Origin of the sequence: Nonomuraea sp. NPDC004580, from assembly GCF_040609855.1 — a bacterium.
Taxonomy (GTDB): Bacteria; Actinomycetota; Actinomycetes; order Streptosporangiales; family Streptosporangiaceae; genus Nonomuraea; species Nonomuraea salmonea.
In genome coordinates, this window is record NZ_JBEXLH010000103.1 from 1 (window position 1) to 19,113 (window position 19,113).

Here is a 19,113-nt window from a genome sequence, read left to right on the forward strand (position 1 = left end):
CCGGCGTGCACGTCCGCGCCGTGCACGACGGCGAGCCCCGCTACGCCGAGGCCCGCGTGGACCCCGCGCGCCGGGGCGCGGGCGGCTACGGCCGCACCGACGTGTGGTGGCGGGCCGAGATCACCGCGGTCAACCCGGTCACCCCGTACCGCTTCCTGCTGCACACCCGTACGGGCCAGAAATGGCTGACGGCGGCCGGGCTCGCCGCGCACGACCTCACCGACGCGGGCGACTTCCGGCTCGTCTGCCATGAGCCGCCGCCGTCGTGGCTGGCCGGCGCGATCGTCTACCAGATCTTCCCCGACCGCTTCGACCGCTCGGGCGCCATGCCGGAGCCGCCCGGCTGGGCGCTGCCCCGCGACTGGGACCGCGACCCGGTCATCCCCAGCGGCCCCGGCACCTCCACCCAGTTCTACGGCGGCGACCTCGACGGCGTCACCCGGCGCCTCGACCACATCAGCGGACTCGGCGCCGACACCGTCTACCTCACGCCGTTCTTCCCCGCCCGCTCCAACCACCGCTACGACGCCTCGACCTTCGAGCACGTGGACCCGCTGCTCGGCGGCGACGCCGCGCTGCACCGCCTGTCGGGCGCGCTGCACGCGCGCGGCATGCGGCTCATCGGCGACATCACCACCAACCACTGCGGCGACGCCCACGAGTGGTTCACCACGGCCGTCTCCGACGTGCGCGCCCCCGAGCGCGAGATGTTCTACTTCGACCCCGCCACCGGCGACTACGAGTCCTGGTGGGGCGTCAAGACGCTGCCCAAGCTCAACTGGGGCAGCGAGCTGGTGCGGGAACGGATGACGGCGGTGCTGAAGCGGTGGCTCGGCCCGCTCGACGGCTGGCGGGTCGACGTCGCCAACATGACCGGGCGCCGCGCGGCAGACGACCACCTGCACGAGGTCGCCGCCCTGCTGCGGGCCGAGCTCGGCCCCGGCGCCGCGCTCATCGCCGAGCACAACCACGACGCCTCGCCCGACCTCGACCGCGACGGCTGGCACGGCACCATGAACTACGGCGGCTTCACCCGCCCGGTCTGGGCCTGGCTGCGCGGCCCCGAGACGGAGCTCGAGCACTTCCTCGGCGTGCCGGGCGGCATCCCCGAGCGCGACGGCCTGGCCACGCTGGCCACGTTCAGGTCGTTCGCCGCGCACATGTCGTGGCGCTCGTACGTGCACTCCTGGCAGCTGCTCGACTCCCACGACTCGCCCCGCGTGCGCACGGTCACCGGCTCGCGCGAGCGCCACCTGCCGGCCGCCGGCCTGCAGGCCACGCTGCCGGGCACACCGATGATCTTCGCGGGCAGCGAGTTCGGCCTGACCGGCGTCAACGGCGAGCACTCCCGCACGCCCATGCCGTGGAACCGCCCCGGCGACCAGGACCAGGCGACGCTGGCCGCCTACCGCGAGCTGTTCGGGCTGCGCAGGGCCGAGCCCGCCCTGCGGCACGGCGGCCTGCGCTGGCTGCACGCCGACGCCGACTGCCTGGTGTTCGCGCGGGAGACCTACGGGGAGTCGATCGTGGTGTGCGTACGGCGGGCGCCGGGTGAGCCGCTCACGCTCGGCGAGCACCTCACCGGCCTCTACCACGCGCCAGACGGCGACGTGATACCCGGTGACGGACCTTCGCTGAGCATATGGCGCACCAGCGGCTGATCACGCTACGGTGGCCTCTGCTGATTTTCCGTACCTCCCAGCTCGTTAGTGGTGTGCCCCGTATGAGGTTGCTGTCCGTAGCCGTCATGGCTTCGCTCCTGCCCGCCGTACCGGCCGCCGCGGCGGCGGAGACCCGGAGCGCGGAGAGCAGAGCGCGGGCGGGCACGACCTACTACGTCGACTCCAAGGCGGGCGACGACGCGGCCGACGGCACCAGCGAGCGCACCGCGTGGAAGTCGCTGGAGAAGGTGGTCGCCGCCGAGCTCAAGCCGGGCGACACGGTCGCGGTCAAGCGCGGCAGCGGCTTCACCGGCCCGCTCACCCTGGAGGCCGACGGCACCGCCGCCCGGCCCATCGTGGTCCGCGCCTACGGCAAGGGCCCGCTCGCGAAGATCAGCGGCACCGAGGAGGACTGCGTGATCGTCAAGGGCGACCACTGGCGCGTCAGCGGGCTGCGCGCCTCCGGCTGCCGCTGGGCCGGCTTCCAGCTCGCCGGCCGCCGCATCGAGCTGTCGGGCGTGCAGGCCGACCGCAACATCGCCGGCGTGCTGGTCACGCCGTCCGGCTCGCACAACACCATCCGCGACAGCGTGCTGAACGACAACAACCGGATGAGCGTCAACGACTCGGGCGGCGACAACGACTCCGGCGCCTTCGGCGTGCTGCTCAACGGCGACGACAACCTCGTCACCGGCAACACCATCACCGGCAGCCACGCCAGGAGCAGCGACTACGGCACCGACGGCGCCGCGGTCGAGATCTTCGGCGGCGACCGCAACCGCGTCACCCACAACGTCGCCCGCGACAACGACACCTTCACCGAGCTCGGCGCGAAGAAGGGCACGACCGCGACCGGCAACGTGTTCGCCTTCAACGTCGTCACCTCCAAGCGCAGCCGCGGCTCGTTCCTCATCACCCGCGGCCCGCGCCACATCGTCGGCCCGGTCAAGGGCACGATCGCGGTGCACAACTCCGTCTACCTGCCGGCCAGGAACACCGTCGGCTGGTCCTGCCACGACGGGTGCTCGCCGTCGATACTCAAGCTGCGCAACAACGCCGTCCACGTCGGCGGCGAGGCCGGCTACGCGGACGGCAAGGGCGCCGACGAGGCGGGCGGCGTCTACAAGGGGCGCAGGGCCCGCTTCAAGCCCGGGCCGAAGACGGTCATGGCCGACCCCAAGTTCGTCTCCCGCACCGACCTGCGGCTGCGTCCCGGCTCTCCGGCGATCGGGCGCGGGGTGCGGCTGAGCTCCACGTGGTACGGCGGCAAGGCGATCTTCAAGGACGCCGCGGGCAAGGTCCTGACGTCCGCGCCCACCGCGGGCGCCTACCAGCACTGACGCCGTGAGCATCGACTCCGCCCACCTCGAAGCGCGCCGCGAGCTGGTGAAGAGGCTCGCCGAGTCCGAGGCCCCCAGGCACTACTGGCACCTGGGGGACGAGGACGGGCGGGCCTGGCTGTTCGAGAGCGTCGAGGGCGACGGCGAGCACTGGGCGGTCCGCCAGGTCGAGGTGGGCGCCGGCCGTGCCGGCCGTGCCGCCCGCCGCTACTGGTGGCGCCACCTCCAGGACGGCCAGGGCTTCCTCTCCGACCAGCCGCTGGAGATCTGGGAGCTGACCGAGATCACCCCCGAGGCGTTCGAGGCGGTCTGGGCCGCCGCCGGTTGACCTACTTGCCGGCCAGCGCCGGATAGAGCAGCTCGAGGCCGCCGGACAGCCCCGACCTGGCCTGCCTGCTGACGTCGTCGGCCAGCACCTCGTACGCCCCCGACTCCAGCCCGTCGAGCGTCGCCGCGACCACGTCCTCGGGGGCGATCTTGGGGCCGGTGATGCTCGCGGCCATGTCGGTGTCGATGTAGCCGGCGTGCACGCCCACCACCTGCGTGCCCTGCTCCAGCAGCTCCAGCCGCAGCGCGTTGGTCAGCGACCAGGCCGCGGCCTTCGACGCCGCGTAGGTGGTGACGCGCGGGAACGTGAGGTACGACAGCACCGACAGGACGTTGACCAGCGCGCCGCCGCCGTTGCGGGCCAGCACGGGCGCGAAGGCGCCGCTCATGGCCAGCGTGCCGAAGTAGTTGACCTCCATCTCGGCCCTGGCCGCCGCCGGGCCAGGGTCGTGGCTGTAGGAGACGCCCGCGTTGTTGATGAGCAGGCTCACGTCGCCGCAAAGTTCGGCGGCGGCGGCCACGGCGGCCTGGTCGGTCACGTCGAGCGCGATCGGCGTCAGGTCCGGGTCGGTGATCGAGGCGGGGTTCCTGGCGGCGGCGTAGACCTTGCGCGCGCCGCGCTCCAGCAGGGCGCGGGCGAACGTGGCGCCCAGGCCGCGGTTGGCGCCGGTGACGAGGGCGACGCTGCCGGTGATCTCCATGAGGTTCGCTCCAGGATGAGTGCGTTGGCGAGGCCGCCGGCCGCGCACATGGTCGGCAGGCCGTAGCGGGCGCCACGCTCGCGCATGGCCATCACGCCGGCGTCACGCATCGCGGCCTCTTCCTCGTAGGTTGGATTTTCCAACCCACCATACGTGAGTTGGAAAATCCAACGCAACCCCTACCAGGAGAATCCGGCCAGCCCGTGGATGATCACCCGGACCGCGGTGTCGAAGCCGCGCTCGGCCTCCTCCGGATCGTCGGGCAGGAGCCCCTGCGCCTCGGCGATGACGAAACCCGAGACGAACGCGTTCAGCACATCGCTGGTCCGCCGCAGCTCCGGCTCCGGCACGCCGGCCAGGCGCAGGATGCGGTAGAGCGCCTGCCAGAGCGCGAGCTTGCGGTCGGCGATGAGCTCCGGGTGGTGGTGCAGGTAGGTGAACATGGCCGGATGGGCGCGAACCCGCCGGTAGTAGGCCACGGCGAGCTGCCTGAGCTGGTCCTGCCAGGGTGAGCCGTCGTCGGCGGGCAGGTCCATGCGCGCGTCGGCGGTGTCGCAGAGCAGCCTGATCAGCGCCTCCTTGCTCTCCACGTGGTGGTAGAGCGACATCGGGTTGACCCGCAGCTCGGCCGCCAGCTTGCGCATGGACAGCCCCTCCACGCCGCCGCCCTCGTCCACCATGCGCAGCGCCGTGGCGCTGATCTCTTCGATGGTCAGGGGGGTGCCCCTGCGCGCGCTCGCAGCCATACACCGTATGGTAGCGTCGGCCATACGGTGTATGGCTATGAAGGGAGCACTCATGGCGCGGATTCCCGCACCGAAGGGCCTGCCGTTCGTCGGCAACACGCTGCAGATCCCCTCGCACGCCCCGGTCGAGCACTTCGTCACGGTGGCCGGCGCGTACGACGAGGGCATCGTCCAGTTCGAGATCGCCGGCCGCCGGGTCGTCTTCGTCCACGACCCCGGCCTGGTGAGCGAGGTGTGCGACGAGAGCCGCTTCGTCAAGCGCATCAAGCCGCCGCTGACGATCGTGCGCGACTTCGGCGGCGACGGGCTGTTCACCGCCGACGCCGACGAGCCCGTGTGGGGCCACGCCCACCGCATCCTGATGCCCGCCTTCAGCCAGCGCTCGATGAAGGCGTACTACCCGCAGATGCTGGAGATCGCCGAGCAGCTCGTCGCCTCGTGGGCCGCCCGCCAGGGCCAGGACCTGCCCGTCGCCGACGACATGACCAGGCTCACCCTCGACATCATCTCGCTCACCGGCTTCGGCTACCGCTTCCGCTCCTTCGACTCGCCCGAGCTGCACCCCTTCCTGACGGCCATGGGCGGCGCGCTGACCCATGCCATGCTGCGCAACCAGCGGCTGCCGGTCGTGACCAGATTCAAGAAGGCGGACGAGCGCTCCTATCGGCGCGACATCGCCACCATGCAGTCGCTGGTGGACGACGTGATCAAGCGGCGCAGGGCCGAGGGCTCCGGGGACGCGAAAGACCTGCTGGGGCTCATGATGGAGGCCGCCGACCCGCGCACCGGCGCCCGGCTGCCGGATGAGAACATCCGCAACCAGGTGCTCACCTTCCTCATCGCCGGCCACGAGACCACCAGCGGGCTGCTCTCCTTCGCCCTGTACAACCTGCTGCGCGAGCCGCACACCCTGGCCCGCGCGTACGACGAGGTGGACCGGCTGCTGCCCGGCGACGAGCCGCCCGCGTACGAGACGATCATGAAGTTGGACGTCATCCCGCGCATCCTGGACGAGACGCTGCGGATCTGGTCGCCCATCCCGCTCTTCAACGTCAGCGCCGTCCGCGACACCGTGATCGGCGACTACCCGATCCCCGCGAACCAGGGCGTCGGCGTGCTGCTGCCGCTGCTGCACCGCAGCCCCAAGGCGTGGGAGCGGCCCGACGAGTTCGACATCGACCGCTGGCTTCCCGAGAACAGGAAGCACCACCACCCCGCCGCGTACAAGCCGTTCGGCAACGGCGAGCGGGCCTGCATCGGCCGCCAGTTCGCGCTCACCGAGGCCAGGCTCGCGCTGGCGATGATCCTGCGCCGCTTCGCGCTGTCCGACCCTGCCGCGTACCGGATGCGGATCAAGCAGACGCTCACCCTCAAGCCCGACGGCTTCACGCTGCGGGTCCGCGAGCGCCGCGCGCACGAGCGGGCCACCGTGACCTCCCAGCCCGCCGAGCGGAGCGAGCAGCAGGACGTCGCGGTGACCGGGGTGCCGCTCACCGTCGCGTACGGCTCCAACCTCGGCACCAGCGCCGACCTCGCCGAGCGGCTGGCCGAGCGGGCCGGGCGCGCCGGCTTCGCCACCACGCTCACCACGCTCGACGAGCTGACCCCGCCCAGCGAGGGCCTGCTGATCGTGGTCGCCTCCTCCTACAACGGCAAGGCGCCCGACAACGCCCAGCGCTTCGACGCCCTGGAGACCCTGCCCGACCTGTCGGGGGTGCGGCTGGCCGTGCTGGGCTGCGGGAACACGCAGTGGCCGACGTACCAGGACTTCCCGCGGCGCGCGTACGAGAAGCTGACCGCCGCCGGGGCCGTGCCCATCGTCGAACGGGGCGAGGCCGACACCGACGGCGACTTCGACGGCGACGTCACCGCCTGGACCACCCGCCTGTGGGCGGCGCTGGCCGAGGAGTACAGCGCCGCCGCCGGAGGCGCCGGGTCCCGCTATGAGATGGAGGTGCTCACCGAGGCCGAGGTCAGGCCGTCGGTGGTGTCGGAGCGCGCCGCGCCGTTCACCGTGGTCGCCACCGAGGAGCTGACCGGCGACCCGGCCGGGCTGTGGGACTTCTCCACCGAGCCGCCGCGCCCTGGCGTGCGCTCCATCGTGGCCAGGCTGCCCGAGGGCGTCACGTACGAGGCGGGCGACCACGTGGCCGTCTTCGCCAAGAACGACCCCGAGCTGGTGGAGTGGGCGCTGCGCTGCCTGCGGGTGCCGCGCGAGCAGGTCGTCAGGCTGCACGCCGAGGGCGCCACCCACCTGCCCGTCGGCACGCCGGTCACCGCCGGGCTGCTGCTGACCGAGTTCGCCGAGCTGCAGGAGGTCGCCACCAGGTCCGACCTGGAGCTGCTCGCCGCGCACACCGCCTGCCCGTGGACCACGCGGCAGCTCGCCGAGCTGACCGCCTCCTACGCCGACGAGATCCTCGCCAAGCGGGTCTCGCCGCTCGCGCTGCTCGACCGCTTCCCCGCCATCGAGCTGCCGCTGCCCGTCTTCCTGGAGATGGCCGGGCCCATCAGGCCGCGCTACTACTCGGTCTCGTCCTCGCCGCTGGCCGACCCCCGGCTGGTCCGGCTCACCGTCGGCCTGGTCGAGGGGCCCGCCCTGTCAGGCGGCGGGACGTACCAGGGCATGTGCTCGGCGTACCTGGCCGGGCTGAAGGAGGGGGACGTCTTCTACGGTTACGTCCGGGTGCCCGCGCCGCCGTTCCGGCTGCCCGCCGATCCCGCCACGCCGGTGATCCTCGTCGGACCAGGCACCGGGTTCGCGCCGCTGCGCGGCTTCCTGGAGGAGCGGGCGCTGAGCGGGGCGAGCGGGCCTGCCCTGGTGTTCACCGGTTGCCGGCATCCCGAGCACGACCTGCTCTACGGGGGCGAGCTGGCCGGGTGGGAGCGGGGCGGCGGGGTGCGCGTGCACCGGGCGTACTCGGCGGTGGCGGGGCATCCGTACCGGTTCGTGCAGGACGCCGTCGCGGCGCGTGCCGAGGAGGTGTGGGAGCTGCTGGAGCAGGGCGCGCACGTGTACGTCTGCGGTGACGGCCTCCGGATGGCGCCCGCCGTCCGTCAGGTTCTGCTCGACATTCACCGGGACAGGACCGGCGAGGACGGGGCCGCGTGGCTGGCGGAGCTGGAGGAGCGGGGCCGCTATCAGCAGGACGTGTTCGCCTGAGCGTTTCGAGCGGCGCTTTGTCTGGGGATGCGGTGGGGCGGAAAGTCCCTTTATCGACAATCCGGACTTAATACTGCAATGTTGGATATAACCGCAGCGTGCACGACATATCCGTGGAACATGCTCGAAACATGTCCACGGCACTGTGAGAGCCTCTGCGGAAAGGGGGCGGACATGCTGCTGCGTCTGAGGGTGTCACTGCCCGACAGGCCCGGCGGACTCGGCCAGGTGGCCAAGGCCCTGGGCACGCTGGGCGCCGACATCCTGCAGGTCACCGTGCTCGAACGCGAGGCGGGACGGGCGGTGGACGACTTCACCGTCTCCTGGCCCGCGCCGGTGACCACAGAAGAGGCGCGCGAGCGGCTCTCCGCCCTGCCGGGGGTCCGGGTCGAAGGGGTGTGGCCCACCAAGGAGGTGCCCGGCTCCGCCCTCGACTACGACCTGCTCATGCACGTCGCCAGCGAGCCCGCCCGGGGCTTCGCCACGCTCGTGGACGCGCTGCCGGGCCTGTGCGGGGCCGAGTGGTCACTGGCGGTGGCCGACGGCGTCGTCCGGCACGCCTCGCACGCCGCGCCCGCCTCGTTCGACCTGCCGGAGCCGCCCCCGAGGGCGGTCGCCAGGGACGCCGAGAAGCTGCGCCTCATGCTGCTGCCCGTCGTCACTGCCGGGCTGCACGTGGTGGTGGCGCGGGCCGACGGGCCCGACTTCCACCGCGCCGAGGTGGAGCGCGCCGCCCGCATCGTGGACGTGGTGTCCAAGCTGGCGGCCCGCGCGTAACCGTTGACCGAATAATGATCTGGTCACTAACGTGGGCGGTCACGACGGTGTGAACAGGAGCCGCCCTTGACCGTCCACGAGCCCGCCATCGGCCGCTACTACGAGGACTTCACCGTCGGGGACGTCTACCAGCACCCCATGGGCCGCACCCTCAGCGAGGCGGACAACACCTGGTTCACGCTCCTGACGATGAACACGAACCAGAACCACTTCAACGCCCACTTCGCCGCCAAGGCCCCCACCGGGAAGATCATCGTGAACTCGGGGCTGACCGTGGCCATCGTGCTCGGCCTGTCCGTCATCGACGTCAGCCAGACCGCGATCATGAACCTCGGCTGGACCGACATCAAGCTCACCCATCCCGTCTTCGTCGGCGACACCCTCTACGCCGAGTCGAAGGTGACCGCCAAGCGGGAGTCGAAGTCGCGGCCGTACGCCGGGATCGTCACCGCGTACACGCGCGGGCTCAACCAGGACGGCGACGAGATCATGTCCTGGACCCGCACCGTCATGGTCTACAAGCGCGACGCACCCCACGACAAGGGCTACTTCCCCCAGGCCAGGACCGGCCCGCTCTGAGGAGTTGAGTCACATGGACTTCGAGCTGACCGACGAGCAGAAGGCGTTCCGCGAGACCCTGCGCGCGTTCGTGGACAAGGAGATCGTGCCGGTCGCCACCGATTGGGAGCACTCCGGGCGCTACCCGGCCGAGATCATCGACAAGATGAAGCAGATGGGGCTGTTCGGGCTGTCCGTCCCCGAGGAGTACGGCGGGCTCGCCGCCGACATGGTCTCCTTCGCGCTCGTCTTCGAGGAGATCGCGCGCGGCTGGATGGGCGTCGCCGGCACCATCGGCTCCCACTCGCTGGCCTGCTGGATGATCGCCCGCCACGGCACCGACGAGCAGAAACGCCGCCACCTGCCCGACCTCGCCACCGGCGCGCGGCGCACCGCCATCGCCCTGACCGAGCCAGGCGCCGGCACCGACCTGCAGGGCATCCAGACCCGCGCGGTCCGCGACGGCGACCACTACGTCGTCACCGGCACCAAGACCTGGATCACCAACGCCCGCCACGCCGACCCGCTGCCCGTCCTGGTCAAGACCTCCATCGAGGAGCCCGCACACAAGGGCATGTCGGTGCTGCTCGTCGACCCCGGCCTGACCGGCTTCTCCGTCAGCCGCGACCTGCCCAAGCTCGGCTACAAGGGCACCGAGACCTGCGAGGTCGTGCTCGACGAGGTGCGGGTGCCGCTCTCGTGCCTGCTCGGCGGCGTCGAGGGGCGCGGCATGCAGCAGGTGCTCGGCGGGCTGGAGATGGGCCGCATCAACATCGCCGCCCGCGCCGTCGGGGTCGCCCAGGCCGCGTACGACGCCGCGCTCGCCTACTCCCGCGACCGCACCGCCTTCGGGCAGCCCATCGCCGGCTTCCAGGCCATCCAGCTCAAGCTGGCCGACATGGCGACCGAGCTCCAGGCGGCCCGGCTGCTCACGTACTGGGCGGCCTCCCAGGCCGACGGAGGCCGGCGGGTGGACATGGAGGCCGGCATGGCCAAGTACTTCGCCTCCGAGGTGGCGCTGAAGGCGTCCCTCGAGGCGATGCGCATCCACGGCGGGTACGGGTACTCCCAGGAGTACGTGGTCGAGCGGCTCTACCGCGACGCGCCGCTCATGGCGATCGGCGAGGGCACCAACGACGTGCAGCGCATGGTCGTCGCGCGCTCGCTCATCTCCGGAAAGGGCAAGGTCGGCTGGTGACTCCGCCGCGCCCGGGACCGCTGCTTATCCTGGGCGCGGACGGACCGCGAGAGCGAGGAACACCATGTCCGACGACGAGGACACCGCCCACGAGCACGGGCACGGGCATGGGCATGGGCATGGGCATGGGCATGGGCATGGGCATGGGGACGCGCGTTCGGACCGGTGGCGGGGGATCCGAGCTGCGCTGAAGCGGATGACGCACGCCGTCACCCCGCACAGCCACGACACCGCCGGCAAGACCGACACCGCCCTGGAGACCAGCAGCAGGGGCATGCGCGTGCTGGCCGTCTCGTTCGCCGTCCTCATGGTCACCGCCGCCGTCCAGGCCGTCATCGTGGCGGCGTCCGGCTCGGTCGCGCTGCTCGGCGACACGCTGCACAACCTGGCCGACGCCCTCACCGCCGTCCCGCTGGCCATCGCGTTCTCGCTCGGCCGCCGCGCCGCCACCCGCCGCTACACCTACGGCTACGGCAGGGCCGAGGACCTGGCGGGCATCGTCATCGTCGCGCTCATCGCCGTCTCCGCCGCCCTCGCCGGGTACGAGGCCGTCACCCGCCTCCTCGACCCCCAGGAGATCAGGGCGGTCGGCTGGGTGGCCGGGGCGGCGCTGATCGGGTTCGCGGGGAACGAGTGGGTCGCCCGCTACCGCATCAAGGTCGGCAAGGAGATCGGCTCGGCCGCCCTCGTCGCCGACGGCCTGCACGCCAGGACCGACGGCTTCACCTCCCTGGCCGTCCTCCTGGGCGCCGGCGGCGCCGCACTCGGCTGGCCGCCGGCCGACCCCGTCGTGGGCCTGCTGATCACCGTCGCCATCTGCTTCGTGCTGCGCGACGCGGCCCGCGAGATCTACCACCGCCTCATGGACGCCGTCGACCCCGCCCTCGTGGACGCCGCGGAACGCATCCTCACCTCGGTGAACGGCGTCCGCCGCGTGGGCTCAGTACGCCTTCGCTGGATCGGCCACGCCCTGCACGCCGAGGTCGAAATCCTCGTCTCCCATGACATGTCCGTCATCACCGCTCATGGGGTCGCGGTCGAAGCCGAACACCGCCTCATCCACGAACTCCCACGCCTACGAGCCGCCACCGTCCACACCGACCCGGACGGCCCCGCCGACGCCGACCACCACGCCACCCTCACCACCCACCGCCCCCACTGACCCCGGCCGTACAGCCGGTCGTATGTGGGTGGTTTCGCTGAGCCTGGCGCATCGGCCGGGGCGTTACGGGTAGGTTGGGCCGGGTGTCCGCAGCCGTTCCACCCCCCGCGTCCCCGGCCGCCCTCACCTCGTCCTCCAGGCTCGCCTGGCTTGACGCTCTGCGGGGCATCGGTGCGCTCGCGGTGGTGGCCGAGCACCTGCTGCCGTGGTTCCTGCCCGGTCTGAGGCCCTACTGGTTCAGTCTCGGCGTCTACGGGATTTTCGTGTTCTTCCTGGTCAGCGGCTACATCATCCCGGCGTCGCTGGAGCGGCACGGTGATGTGCGGGCGTTCTGGATCAGCCGGTTCTTCCGGCTCTACCCTCTCTACCTCGCGATCATCGTGCTCGTGCTGGCGCTCGCCTGGTGGGTGCCGGTGCGGGAGGCGGTGGTGCGCGACGGCAGTGCGGTGGCGGCGCACGCGACGATGCTGCTCGACGTCGTGGGCATCGGCGGGGTGGCCGACACGATGTGGACGCTGTCGTACGAGATGGTGTTCTACCTGGTGGTCACGGCGCTGTTCCTGACGCGCGGGCATGAGCGCAGCGGGACGTGGGCGATCGTGTTCGCGGTGGCGGCGGTGCTGGTGGGGCTGGTGGCGTCGGGGGCGGTGTTCGGGGGCGGGTGGCCGGCGTACGTGTCGTGCGCGGTGTTCGTCCTCGGCCTGACGGGCGTGGTGCTGGGCCGCCTGCGCAGGGTCTCGGCGTGCCTGCTGGGCGTGATGGCGGTGGCCTGCCTGCTGCTGAGCAGCCGGGTGCCGTGGCTGGGGGCGGCGGTGCTGGCGGTGATGTTCGCGGGGACGGCGATCTACCGGTGGGAGCGCGGCGCCGGGCCGCTGTGGCCGGTGGCGGTGACGGCGGCGCTGGTGGTGATCGCCCCCGTCTGGGCCATCGAGAGCGGCTGGTGGTGGGTGCGGGCCGACGTCTGGCTGACGACGATCGTGCTGGCGGCGGCCACCTTCGCGGGCGGGATGGCGTTGCGGGGGCGGCGGCTGCCGAGGGTGCTCGTGTGGTTCGGGCTGATCAGTTACTCGCTCTATCTGGTGCACCATCCGCTGCTGAAGTACTTCGTGCAGGTCAGCGGGGATCTGCGGCAGGCGGCGCTGCCGTACCAGCTGCTGATGACCGCCCTGGCGCTGGCGGTGGTCGTCGGGGCGAGCGCGCTGACGTACCGGTTCGTGGAGAAGCCGATGCAGGACCTCGGCCGGCGGGTCTCACGCCGGTGCCGCGGCGGGCTCCAGGGCGGCGGCGAGGCGCGGGTGCCGCGCGAGGACGCGGGCGACGACCGGGTCCTCGGCCATCAGGAACGCCAGGTGCCGCACGGCGTGGGCGACCACGTTGGGCAGGGCGACGCGGTCGGGTGACGGCGCGGCGGGAGCCCGGCCGCGGGCGATCTCCAGCACCGGCACCTCGACGGCGGGCAGCCACGGCTCGGGGTCGGGGCAGATCGCGTAGGTGAGGACGACTCTGCCGTCGGGTTCGTAGCGCCAGCTCGTGGAGTGGACGACGGTGCCCGAGTCGCCGGCGGCCACGCCGGCCAGCCGCCGGGCCGCCGCGTCGGGGCTCTCGCCGGGTCGTGGGCTGGTCATGGCCGACCGGTACGACCAGCGGCGCCGCGCGTCCACCCGTAGCATGAGCGTCTCGACCGAGACCACGTGTCCTGCCGTCACCGTCACCAACTTACTGCCAGTCATGTGCAGGTGCGTTCCACGGGCATGTCCCTTTTCGCTCTTGAAACACCAGGGCGGCCGGGTTGTGATCGAGGGCGTGCGAGAGAGAGGCCGACAGCCATGCCCGGTTTGCTGGTGTTGATGGGGTCGGGCGAGACGAGCCCGACCATGGTCGAAATCCACCGCGCCGCGGCGCGGACGCTGCGCTCGGGGGCGCGGGCCGTGCTGCTCGACACTCCCTACGCCTTCCAGGAGAACTGCGCCGACATCTCGGCCCGCGCCCGCCGCTACTTCGCCCGCAGCGTCGGGCTGGAGGTGGAGGTCTCGCCGGCGATCACGGGCGCCGACTGGGTGTTCTCGGGGCCCGGCAGTCCCACGTACGCGCTCGGCCGCTGGGCCGGCTCGGGTGTCGCGGGTGACCTGCGGGCCCGCGTACGCGCCCGGTCGGGTGTGACCGTGCTGGCGTCGGCGGCGGCCTGCACGGCGGGCCTGGCCACCGTGCCGGTCTACGAGATCTACAAGGTGGGCGCGGAGCCGCACTGGCGCGAAGGGCTCGACCTGCTGGAGCCGCTGGGGCTGCGGACGGTGCTGATCCCGCACTTCGACAACGCCGAGGGCGGCACCCACGACACCCGCTTCTGCTACCTGGGGGAGCGGCGGCTGTCTCGCATGGAACGCGAGCTGCCGCCCGGCACCGCCGTGCTCGGCATCGACGAGCACACCGCGCTGGTCATCGACCTGCGCAGCGAGGAGGTGCGGGTGGCGGGGCGCGGCGGGTTGACCGTGCGGCTGCCCGGGTCGGTGACGGTGCTGCCGGCCGGCACCCGTACGGACCTGGCCGAGCTGCGCCGCCTGGCCGAGGGGAAGACGGCGGGCGCGGCACCCGCCGCTGCCGCACCGGAGCCGCGGGCCGTGCCCGCCGAGATGACGCTGGAGGAGTCGATCCGGTCGTGCGAGGAGGCGTTCAACGCGGCCGTGGGCGAGCACGATCCGGTGGCGGCCGCCGGGGCGGTGCTCGACCTGGAGGCGGAGATGGTCAAGTGGGCTGCCGACACCGAGGAGGACTCGGGCGGCGTGGAGCAGGCCAGAGAGCTGGTGCGGCTGCTGATCGCCCGGCTCGGCGAGCTGGCCGCCGCGTCGGGCCGCCGCTCGGAGGGCCTGACCGCCCTGGTGGAGCCACTGCTCGAGCTGCGGGCCTCGCTGCGCGAGAGCGGCCGGTACGACGTCGCCGACGCCCTGCGCGCGGCCCTCGTCCGAGGCGGCGTCGCCGTCGAGGACACCCCAGAGGGCCCCCGCTGGGGCCTCGCCTAGAACACCGATGACGACGGCCGGTATCCGCCTGCGGAGGCGTCGCGGGTCAGCGGCGGGGTGGGTCGATGCGGGCGCCGTCCGAGGTGAAAATCATGATGCGGGAGAGGTCGACGGCCACCTTGGCCGCGTCTCCCTGGCGCCAGATCGGCCGGTTGCCCAGGCGGACGATCAGGTCGGAGCGGCGGTGGACGCCGCTGCCGTTGGGGTGCTGCCCGACCTGCTCCTGCTCCTGCCACTCCTCTTCCTCGCGGGAGAACAGCCGCCGCACCAGCCCGGTCAGCTTGCCCGTGCCGGTCGCGCGCCCGCCGGAGCGCCGCCGCTGCCGCGGGTCGGGCGGCTCAGGCACCGGTACGGCCGGCATCCCGCACTCCAGGTACGCCAGCCACTCGTGCCCGTGGTACTCCAGTGCCCGCACCCGCCCGTAGAAGGCCGGCCCCTCGTACGACTCCGGCACCGGCGCGAGCCCGTCCGGCCGCAGCCCGACGAGCACCTGCCCGCCGGTGTGCTGCGAGATCGCGTACGCCCTGGGATCGCTCCACGGCATCGTCAGCCGGTGCGGCCCGAAGTCGAGCATGACGTACTGGTTCTGCGGCGTCCTTACTCCGGCCGCTAACAGGTTCAACTGCTGGGAGTTGAGGAACGCGGCCACGAACGCGGTCGCTGGATCGTTGTAAATCTGGGCCGGGGTGCCGACGTCCTGGAGGACCCCGCGGTTCAGTATCGCGATGCGGTCGGCCAGGGTGAGCGCCTCGACCTGGTCGTGGGTGACGTAGATGGTGGTGACGCCGAGCGACCTGACCAGCGCGGAGATCTCCATGCGCAGCTCGGTGCGCATGCCGGCGTCGAGGTTCGACAACGGCTCGTCCATGAGGAACAGCTTGGGCTGGCGGACGATGGCCCGCCCCATGGCCACCCGCTGCCGCTGGCCGCCGGACAGGGTGCCGGGGCGGCGTTCGAGCGTCTCGTCGATGTGCAGCGCCTTGGACAGCTCGGTGACGCGCTCGCGGACCATCGCGGGGTCGGCCCTGGAGATCTCCAAGGGGAAGGCGATGTTCCCCCTGACCGTCCTGTGGGGGTAGAGGGCGCCGTTCTGGAAGACCATCGCCACATCGCGGTCGCGCGGCGCGAGGTGGTTGGCCAGCTCGCCGTCCAGCCACAGGTCGCCCTCGGTGATGTCCTCCAGTCCCGCGATCATGCGGAGGAGGGTGGACTTGCCGCAGCCCGACGGGCCGAGCAGCACGAGGAACTCACCGTCTTGCGCTTGAAGGCTCAGCCGGTCGACCGCGAGATAGTCGCCCGGATACACCTTTGACACTTTGTCGAGAACGACCGAGCTCATGGGCCCACACCTTGCGCGCGTGTCACCTGTGACGGGGCTGATTGAAGAGGTAGTACATCGCGCCTTAACGGTACATGTCCACCCTTGACATAAAGAATCTCATTCGGCGGGCGTTTCGGACGGGAGTTTTGGGCATCCGAACGCCCAGATTTCCGGATCTTATAGGCGTGGAAGGAGTTGCGTAAACTTGCGGAAAGGGATTTCATGGTCCGAACGTGCTGGGGAGACCTCGGGGGAGACGATGACCGACTGGTGGCGAAATGCCGTGATTTACCAGGTCTACGTGCGCAGCTTCGCCGACGGCAACGGCGACGGCGTGGGCGACCTGATCGGCGTTCGCGATCGCCTGCCGTACCTCGCCGGTCTCGGCGTCGACGCCCTCTGGCTGACGCCCTTCTACCCCTCGCCGATGGCCGACTTCGGCTACGACGTGGCCGACTACCGCGACGTCGACCCGCTGTTCGGCACGCTCGCCGACGCCAAGGCGCTCATCGACGAGGCGCACGGCCACGGGCTGCGGATCATCGTCGACATCGTCCCCAACCACACCTCCGCCGCCCACCCCTGGTTCCAGCAGGCGCTGCGCGGCGAGGGCCGCGAGCGCTACATCTTCCGCGACACGCCCAACGACTGGGAGTCGATCTTCGGCGGCTCCGCCTGGACGCAGGTCGAGGACGGCCAGTGGTACCTCCACCTGTTCGACCCCTCCCAGCCCGACCTCAACTGGGACGACCAGGAGGTGCGCGGCGAGTTCGAGTCGATCCTGCGCTTCTGGCTCGACCTGGGCGTTGACGGCTTCCGGGTGGACGTCGCGCACGGCATGGTCAAGCCGCGCGGCCTGCCCGACGTCGGGCGCGGCAACCAGGCCACGATGGTCGGCATGGAGCCGGTGCCGTTCTTCGACAACGACGAGGTGCACGAGATTCACCGCTCCTGGCGGCGGGTGCTCGACTCGTACCCGGGAGAGCGCATCGGGGTGGCCGAGGCGTGGGCGCCCACGCCCGAGCGGCTGGCGAACTACGTGCGCCCCGACGAGCTGCACCAGGCGTTCAACTTCCCCTACCTGTTCGCCCCCTGGGACGCCGCCGAGCTGCGCGAGGTGATCGACGCCTCGCTCGCCACGTCCGCCTCGGTCGGCGCCCCCACCACCTGGGTGCTGTCGAACCACGACGTCAAGCGGCACGTCACCCGCTACGGCAGCCTGGCGAGAGCGCGCGCCGCCGCGCTGCTCACGCTCGCGCTGCCCGGCTCGGCCTACGTCTACAACGGCGAGGAGCTGGGCCTGCCCGAGGTGCTCGACCTGCCGCCCGAGCTGTGCCAGGACCCGCAGCGGCTGCGCGACCCCGACAGCGGCCGCGACGGCTGCCGCGTGCCGCTGCCCTGGACGCGTGACGGCGGCTGGCGCGACCCCTGGCTGCCCATCCCCGCCGGCTGGGCGGAGCTCAGCGTGCAGGCCCAAGAGGGCGTGCCGGGCTCGACCTTGGAGCTGTACCGCGCGGCGCTGCGGCTGCGCCGCGACCTCACCGGCGATCTCACTGGCGACCTGGTCTGGCACGACTCTCCTGAGGGCACGCTCATGTTCTCCAGGGGCCCGGTCGTGTGCGCCGTCAACCTCACCGCCGAGCCCGTCGACTTCGGCGTGGACGGCACGCTGCTCATCGCCTCGGATGTCCCTGGAGCAGGGGATTCCGCGGCCTGGTGGAAAGTAAAGTGTCAGCCATGAACGGTCACGCCCGCCTCGCCGACATCGCCGCCCAGGCCGGGGTGAGCGAGGCCACCGTCAGCAGGGTGCTCAACGGCAAGCCGGGCGTCTCGGCGAGCACCCGGCAGGCGGTGATGGCCGCACTCGACCTCATGGGCTACGAACGCCCGCCCCGCCTGCGGCAGCGCAGCAACGGGCTGGTCGGCCTGGTGACCCCCGAGCTGGACAACCCGATCTTCCCCGCCTTCGCCCAGGCCATCGAGAAGGCGCTGACGCAACACGGCTACACCCCCGTGCTCTGCACCCAGCTGCCCGGCGGCGCGCCGGAGGACGAGTTCACCGAGCTGCTCGTCGACCGCGGTGTGAGCGGCATCGTGTTCGTCTCGGGGCTGCACGCCGACACCACCGCCCGCATGGACCGCTACACCCGCCTGACCGACCGCGGCCTGCCGATCGTGCTGGTCGACGGCTACAGCGAGCACATCGACGCGCCCTTCATCTCGCCCGACGACCGCATGGCCGCCAGGCTCGCCGTGCAGCACCTCGTCGACCTCGGCCACGAGCGCATCGGCCTCGCGCTCGGGCCGCGCAGGTTCGTCCCCGTGATCAGGAAGATCGAGGGCTACCGGCAGGCCATGGCGCAGCTGCTCGGCTCGGCCGACGCCGAAGAGCTGATCGCTCACTCGCTGTTCTCCGTCGAGGGCGGCCAGGCCGCCGCCGCGCAGCTGCTCGGCCGGGGCTGCACCGGCATCGTGTGCGCCAGCGACCTCATGGCGCTCGGCGCGATCAGGGCGTGCAGGGAGAAGGGGCTGTCGGTGCCGGGGGAGGTGTCGGTGGTCGGGTTCGACGACTCGCCGCTCATCGCGTTCACCGATCCGCCGCTGACCACCGTACGCAAGCCCATCGGCGCCATGGCCTCGGCCGCCGTGCAGACGCTGCTCGAAGAGGTCAACGGCGCCCCCGCGAAGAACGTCGAGCTGATCTTCCAGCCCGAGCTGGTCGTGCGCGGCTCCACCGGGTCAGGCCCGCTGGTCAACCGGTGAGCGACCTGCTCGTGCTCGGCGGCTCCGGCGTCGACACCACCGTCTACGTCCCCGAGCTGCCGCTGCCCTACCGCGACACCCACCCCGTGCCGCCCGTCATCGACCGCATCGGCAACACCGGCGCCGGCGTCGCGCTCGGCTGCCACGCGCTCGGCCTCGGCGTCGTCTTCGCCGACCTCATCGGCGACGACCCGCAGGGCGCGCTCATCCGCGACGCGCTGGGTGACCTCGACTGCCGCTTCGGCCGCGCCGCGGCGGGCACCCGGCGCAGCGTCCTGCTCGTGGGCCTCACCGAACATGCAGATCACGTAGACCAGGAACGACGGGATCAGCAGCACCGCGAACCAGGTCTGCTCCTGCGCCGCGACGATCTCGGAGG

The 19,113-nt window shown here is 71.8% G+C and carries 15 protein-coding genes and 1 pseudogene; 13 read left to right on the plus strand and 3 right to left on the minus strand.

All coding sequences use genetic code 11. The features are described from left to right. From ABZW11_RS44855 to ABZW11_RS44865, 3 genes are all read left to right on the plus strand, one after another. Positions 1–1,661, plus strand: a 1,661-nt coding sequence (locus tag ABZW11_RS44855; RefSeq protein ID WP_355432213.1) for a glycoside hydrolase family 13 protein, incomplete at its 5' end; no start/stop codon positions are given. Positions 1,662–1,747: 86 nt separating this feature from the next. Continuing rightward, positions 1,748–3,001, plus strand: a complete 1,254-nt coding sequence (locus tag ABZW11_RS44860) for a hypothetical protein (RefSeq protein ID WP_355432216.1) — start codon at positions 1,748–1,750, stop codon at positions 2,999–3,001. Between the two features lie 4 nt (positions 3,002–3,005). Beyond that, on the plus strand, positions 3,006–3,329 hold the full coding sequence (locus tag ABZW11_RS44865) for a hypothetical protein (RefSeq protein ID WP_355432219.1): 324 nt from the start codon (positions 3,006–3,008) through the stop codon (positions 3,327–3,329). 1 nt (position 3,330) lies between these two features. On the opposite strand, the gene ABZW11_RS44870 is transcribed toward ABZW11_RS44865, so the two are convergent. Together ABZW11_RS44870 and ABZW11_RS44875 are read right to left on the minus strand one after the other, a co-directional pair. Continuing rightward, positions 3,331–4,029: an SDR family oxidoreductase gene (locus tag ABZW11_RS44870; RefSeq protein ID WP_355432222.1), complete on the minus strand. Its 699-nt coding sequence runs from the start codon at positions 4,027–4,029 to the stop codon at positions 3,331–3,333. Between the two features lie 179 nt (positions 4,030–4,208). Beyond that, on the minus strand, positions 4,209–4,775 hold the full coding sequence (locus ABZW11_RS44875; protein ID WP_355432225.1) for a TetR/AcrR family transcriptional regulator C-terminal domain-containing protein: 567 nt from the start codon (positions 4,773–4,775) through the stop codon (positions 4,209–4,211). Positions 4,776–4,827: 52 nt separating this feature from the next. Here ABZW11_RS44875 and ABZW11_RS44880 point away from each other — a divergent pair, with 52 nt between their 5' ends. The 7 genes from ABZW11_RS44880 to ABZW11_RS44910 all read left to right on the plus strand — a co-directional run bounded on the left by ABZW11_RS44880 (position 4,828) and on the right by ABZW11_RS44910 (position 14,650). After that, a complete protein-coding gene (locus ABZW11_RS44880; RefSeq protein ID WP_355432228.1) occupies positions 4,828–7,938 on the plus strand; it encodes a cytochrome P450 in 3,111 nt (1,036 codons plus the stop codon). Between the two features lie 174 nt (positions 7,939–8,112). Continuing rightward, positions 8,113–8,715, plus strand: a complete 603-nt coding sequence (locus tag ABZW11_RS44885) for an ACT domain-containing protein (protein ID WP_355432230.1) — start codon at positions 8,113–8,115, stop codon at positions 8,713–8,715. A 66-nt stretch (positions 8,716–8,781) separates the two neighbouring features. Continuing rightward, positions 8,782–9,294, plus strand: coding sequence for a MaoC family dehydratase (locus tag ABZW11_RS44890; RefSeq protein WP_355432233.1), 513 nt, complete (start codon positions 8,782–8,784; stop codon positions 9,292–9,294). A 13-nt stretch (positions 9,295–9,307) separates the two neighbouring features. Continuing rightward, positions 9,308–10,471: an acyl-CoA dehydrogenase family protein gene (locus ABZW11_RS44895; RefSeq protein ID WP_355432236.1), complete on the plus strand. Its 1,164-nt coding sequence runs from the start codon at positions 9,308–9,310 to the stop codon at positions 10,469–10,471. A gap of 196 nt (positions 10,472–10,667) precedes the next feature. Next, positions 10,668–11,633: a cation diffusion facilitator family transporter gene (locus ABZW11_RS44900; RefSeq protein WP_355432239.1), complete on the plus strand. Its 966-nt coding sequence runs from the start codon at positions 10,668–10,670 to the stop codon at positions 11,631–11,633. An 83-nt stretch (positions 11,634–11,716) separates the two neighbouring features. Continuing rightward, positions 11,717–13,033 (plus strand): acyltransferase, encoded by a 1,317-nt coding sequence (locus tag ABZW11_RS44905; protein WP_355432242.1) that lies wholly within the window; start codon positions 11,717–11,719, stop codon positions 13,031–13,033. Positions 13,034–13,459: 426 nt separating this feature from the next. Next, positions 13,460–14,650 carry a hypothetical protein gene (locus tag ABZW11_RS44910; protein ID WP_355432244.1) on the plus strand — a complete coding sequence of 397 codons (1,191 nt, stop codon included), beginning with the start codon at positions 13,460–13,462 and terminating at the stop codon, positions 14,648–14,650. A 46-nt stretch (positions 14,651–14,696) separates the two neighbouring features. Here the strand turns inward: ABZW11_RS44910 and ABZW11_RS44915 are convergent, their stop codons facing one another. After that, a complete protein-coding gene (locus ABZW11_RS44915; RefSeq protein WP_355432247.1) occupies positions 14,697–15,989 on the minus strand; it encodes an ATP-binding cassette domain-containing protein in 1,293 nt (430 codons plus the stop codon). Positions 15,990–16,230: 241 nt separating this feature from the next. On the opposite strand from ABZW11_RS44915, the gene ABZW11_RS44920 reads away from it, so the two are divergent. The 3 genes and pseudogenes from ABZW11_RS44920 to ABZW11_RS44930 form a co-directional block, all read left to right on the plus strand. Then, complete coding sequence (locus ABZW11_RS44920) at positions 16,231–17,712, plus strand: glycoside hydrolase family 13 protein (protein WP_355432249.1); 1,482 nt, start codon at positions 16,231–16,233, stop codon at positions 17,710–17,712. Then, positions 17,709–18,734, plus strand: a complete 1,026-nt coding sequence (locus tag ABZW11_RS44925) for a LacI family DNA-binding transcriptional regulator (RefSeq protein ID WP_355432252.1) — start codon at positions 17,709–17,711, stop codon at positions 18,732–18,734. Before ABZW11_RS44920 ends, ABZW11_RS44925 begins: the two co-directional genes overlap by 4 nt. After that, a pseudogene (locus ABZW11_RS44930) lies at positions 18,731–19,113 on the plus strand (hypothetical protein); the annotation flags it as partial. The gene ABZW11_RS44925 and the pseudogene ABZW11_RS44930, both read left to right, overlap by 4 nt.

Coding starts and splice junctions, on each gene's coding strand:
- ABZW11_RS44900 (WP_355432239.1), top strand. CDS start 10,668: ATGACGCACGCCGTCACCCCGCACAGCCACGACACCGCCGGCAAGACC.
- ABZW11_RS44925 (WP_355432252.1), top strand. CDS start 17,709: ATGAACGGTCACGCCCGCCTCGCCGACATCGCCGCCCAGGCCGGGGTG.
- ABZW11_RS44920 (WP_355432249.1), top strand. CDS start 16,231: ATGACCGACTGGTGGCGAAATGCCGTGATTTACCAGGTCTACGTGCGC.
- ABZW11_RS44880 (WP_355432228.1), top strand. CDS start 4,828: ATGGCGCGGATTCCCGCACCGAAGGGCCTGCCGTTCGTCGGCAACACG.
- ABZW11_RS44910 (WP_355432244.1), top strand. CDS start 13,460: ATGCCCGGTTTGCTGGTGTTGATGGGGTCGGGCGAGACGAGCCCGACC.
- ABZW11_RS44915 (WP_355432247.1), bottom strand. CDS start 15,989: ATGAGCTCGGTCGTTCTCGACAAAGTGTCAAAGGTGTATCCGGGCGAC.
- ABZW11_RS44895 (WP_355432236.1), top strand. CDS start 9,308: ATGGACTTCGAGCTGACCGACGAGCAGAAGGCGTTCCGCGAGACCCTG.
- ABZW11_RS44870 (WP_355432222.1), bottom strand. CDS start 4,029: ATGGAGATCACCGGCAGCGTCGCCCTCGTCACCGGCGCCAACCGCGGC.
- ABZW11_RS44875 (WP_355432225.1), bottom strand. CDS start 4,775: ATGGCTGCGAGCGCGCGCAGGGGCACCCCCCTGACCATCGAAGAGATC.
- ABZW11_RS44860 (WP_355432216.1), top strand. CDS start 1,748: ATGGCTTCGCTCCTGCCCGCCGTACCGGCCGCCGCGGCGGCGGAGACC.
- ABZW11_RS44885 (WP_355432230.1), top strand. CDS start 8,113: ATGCTGCTGCGTCTGAGGGTGTCACTGCCCGACAGGCCCGGCGGACTC.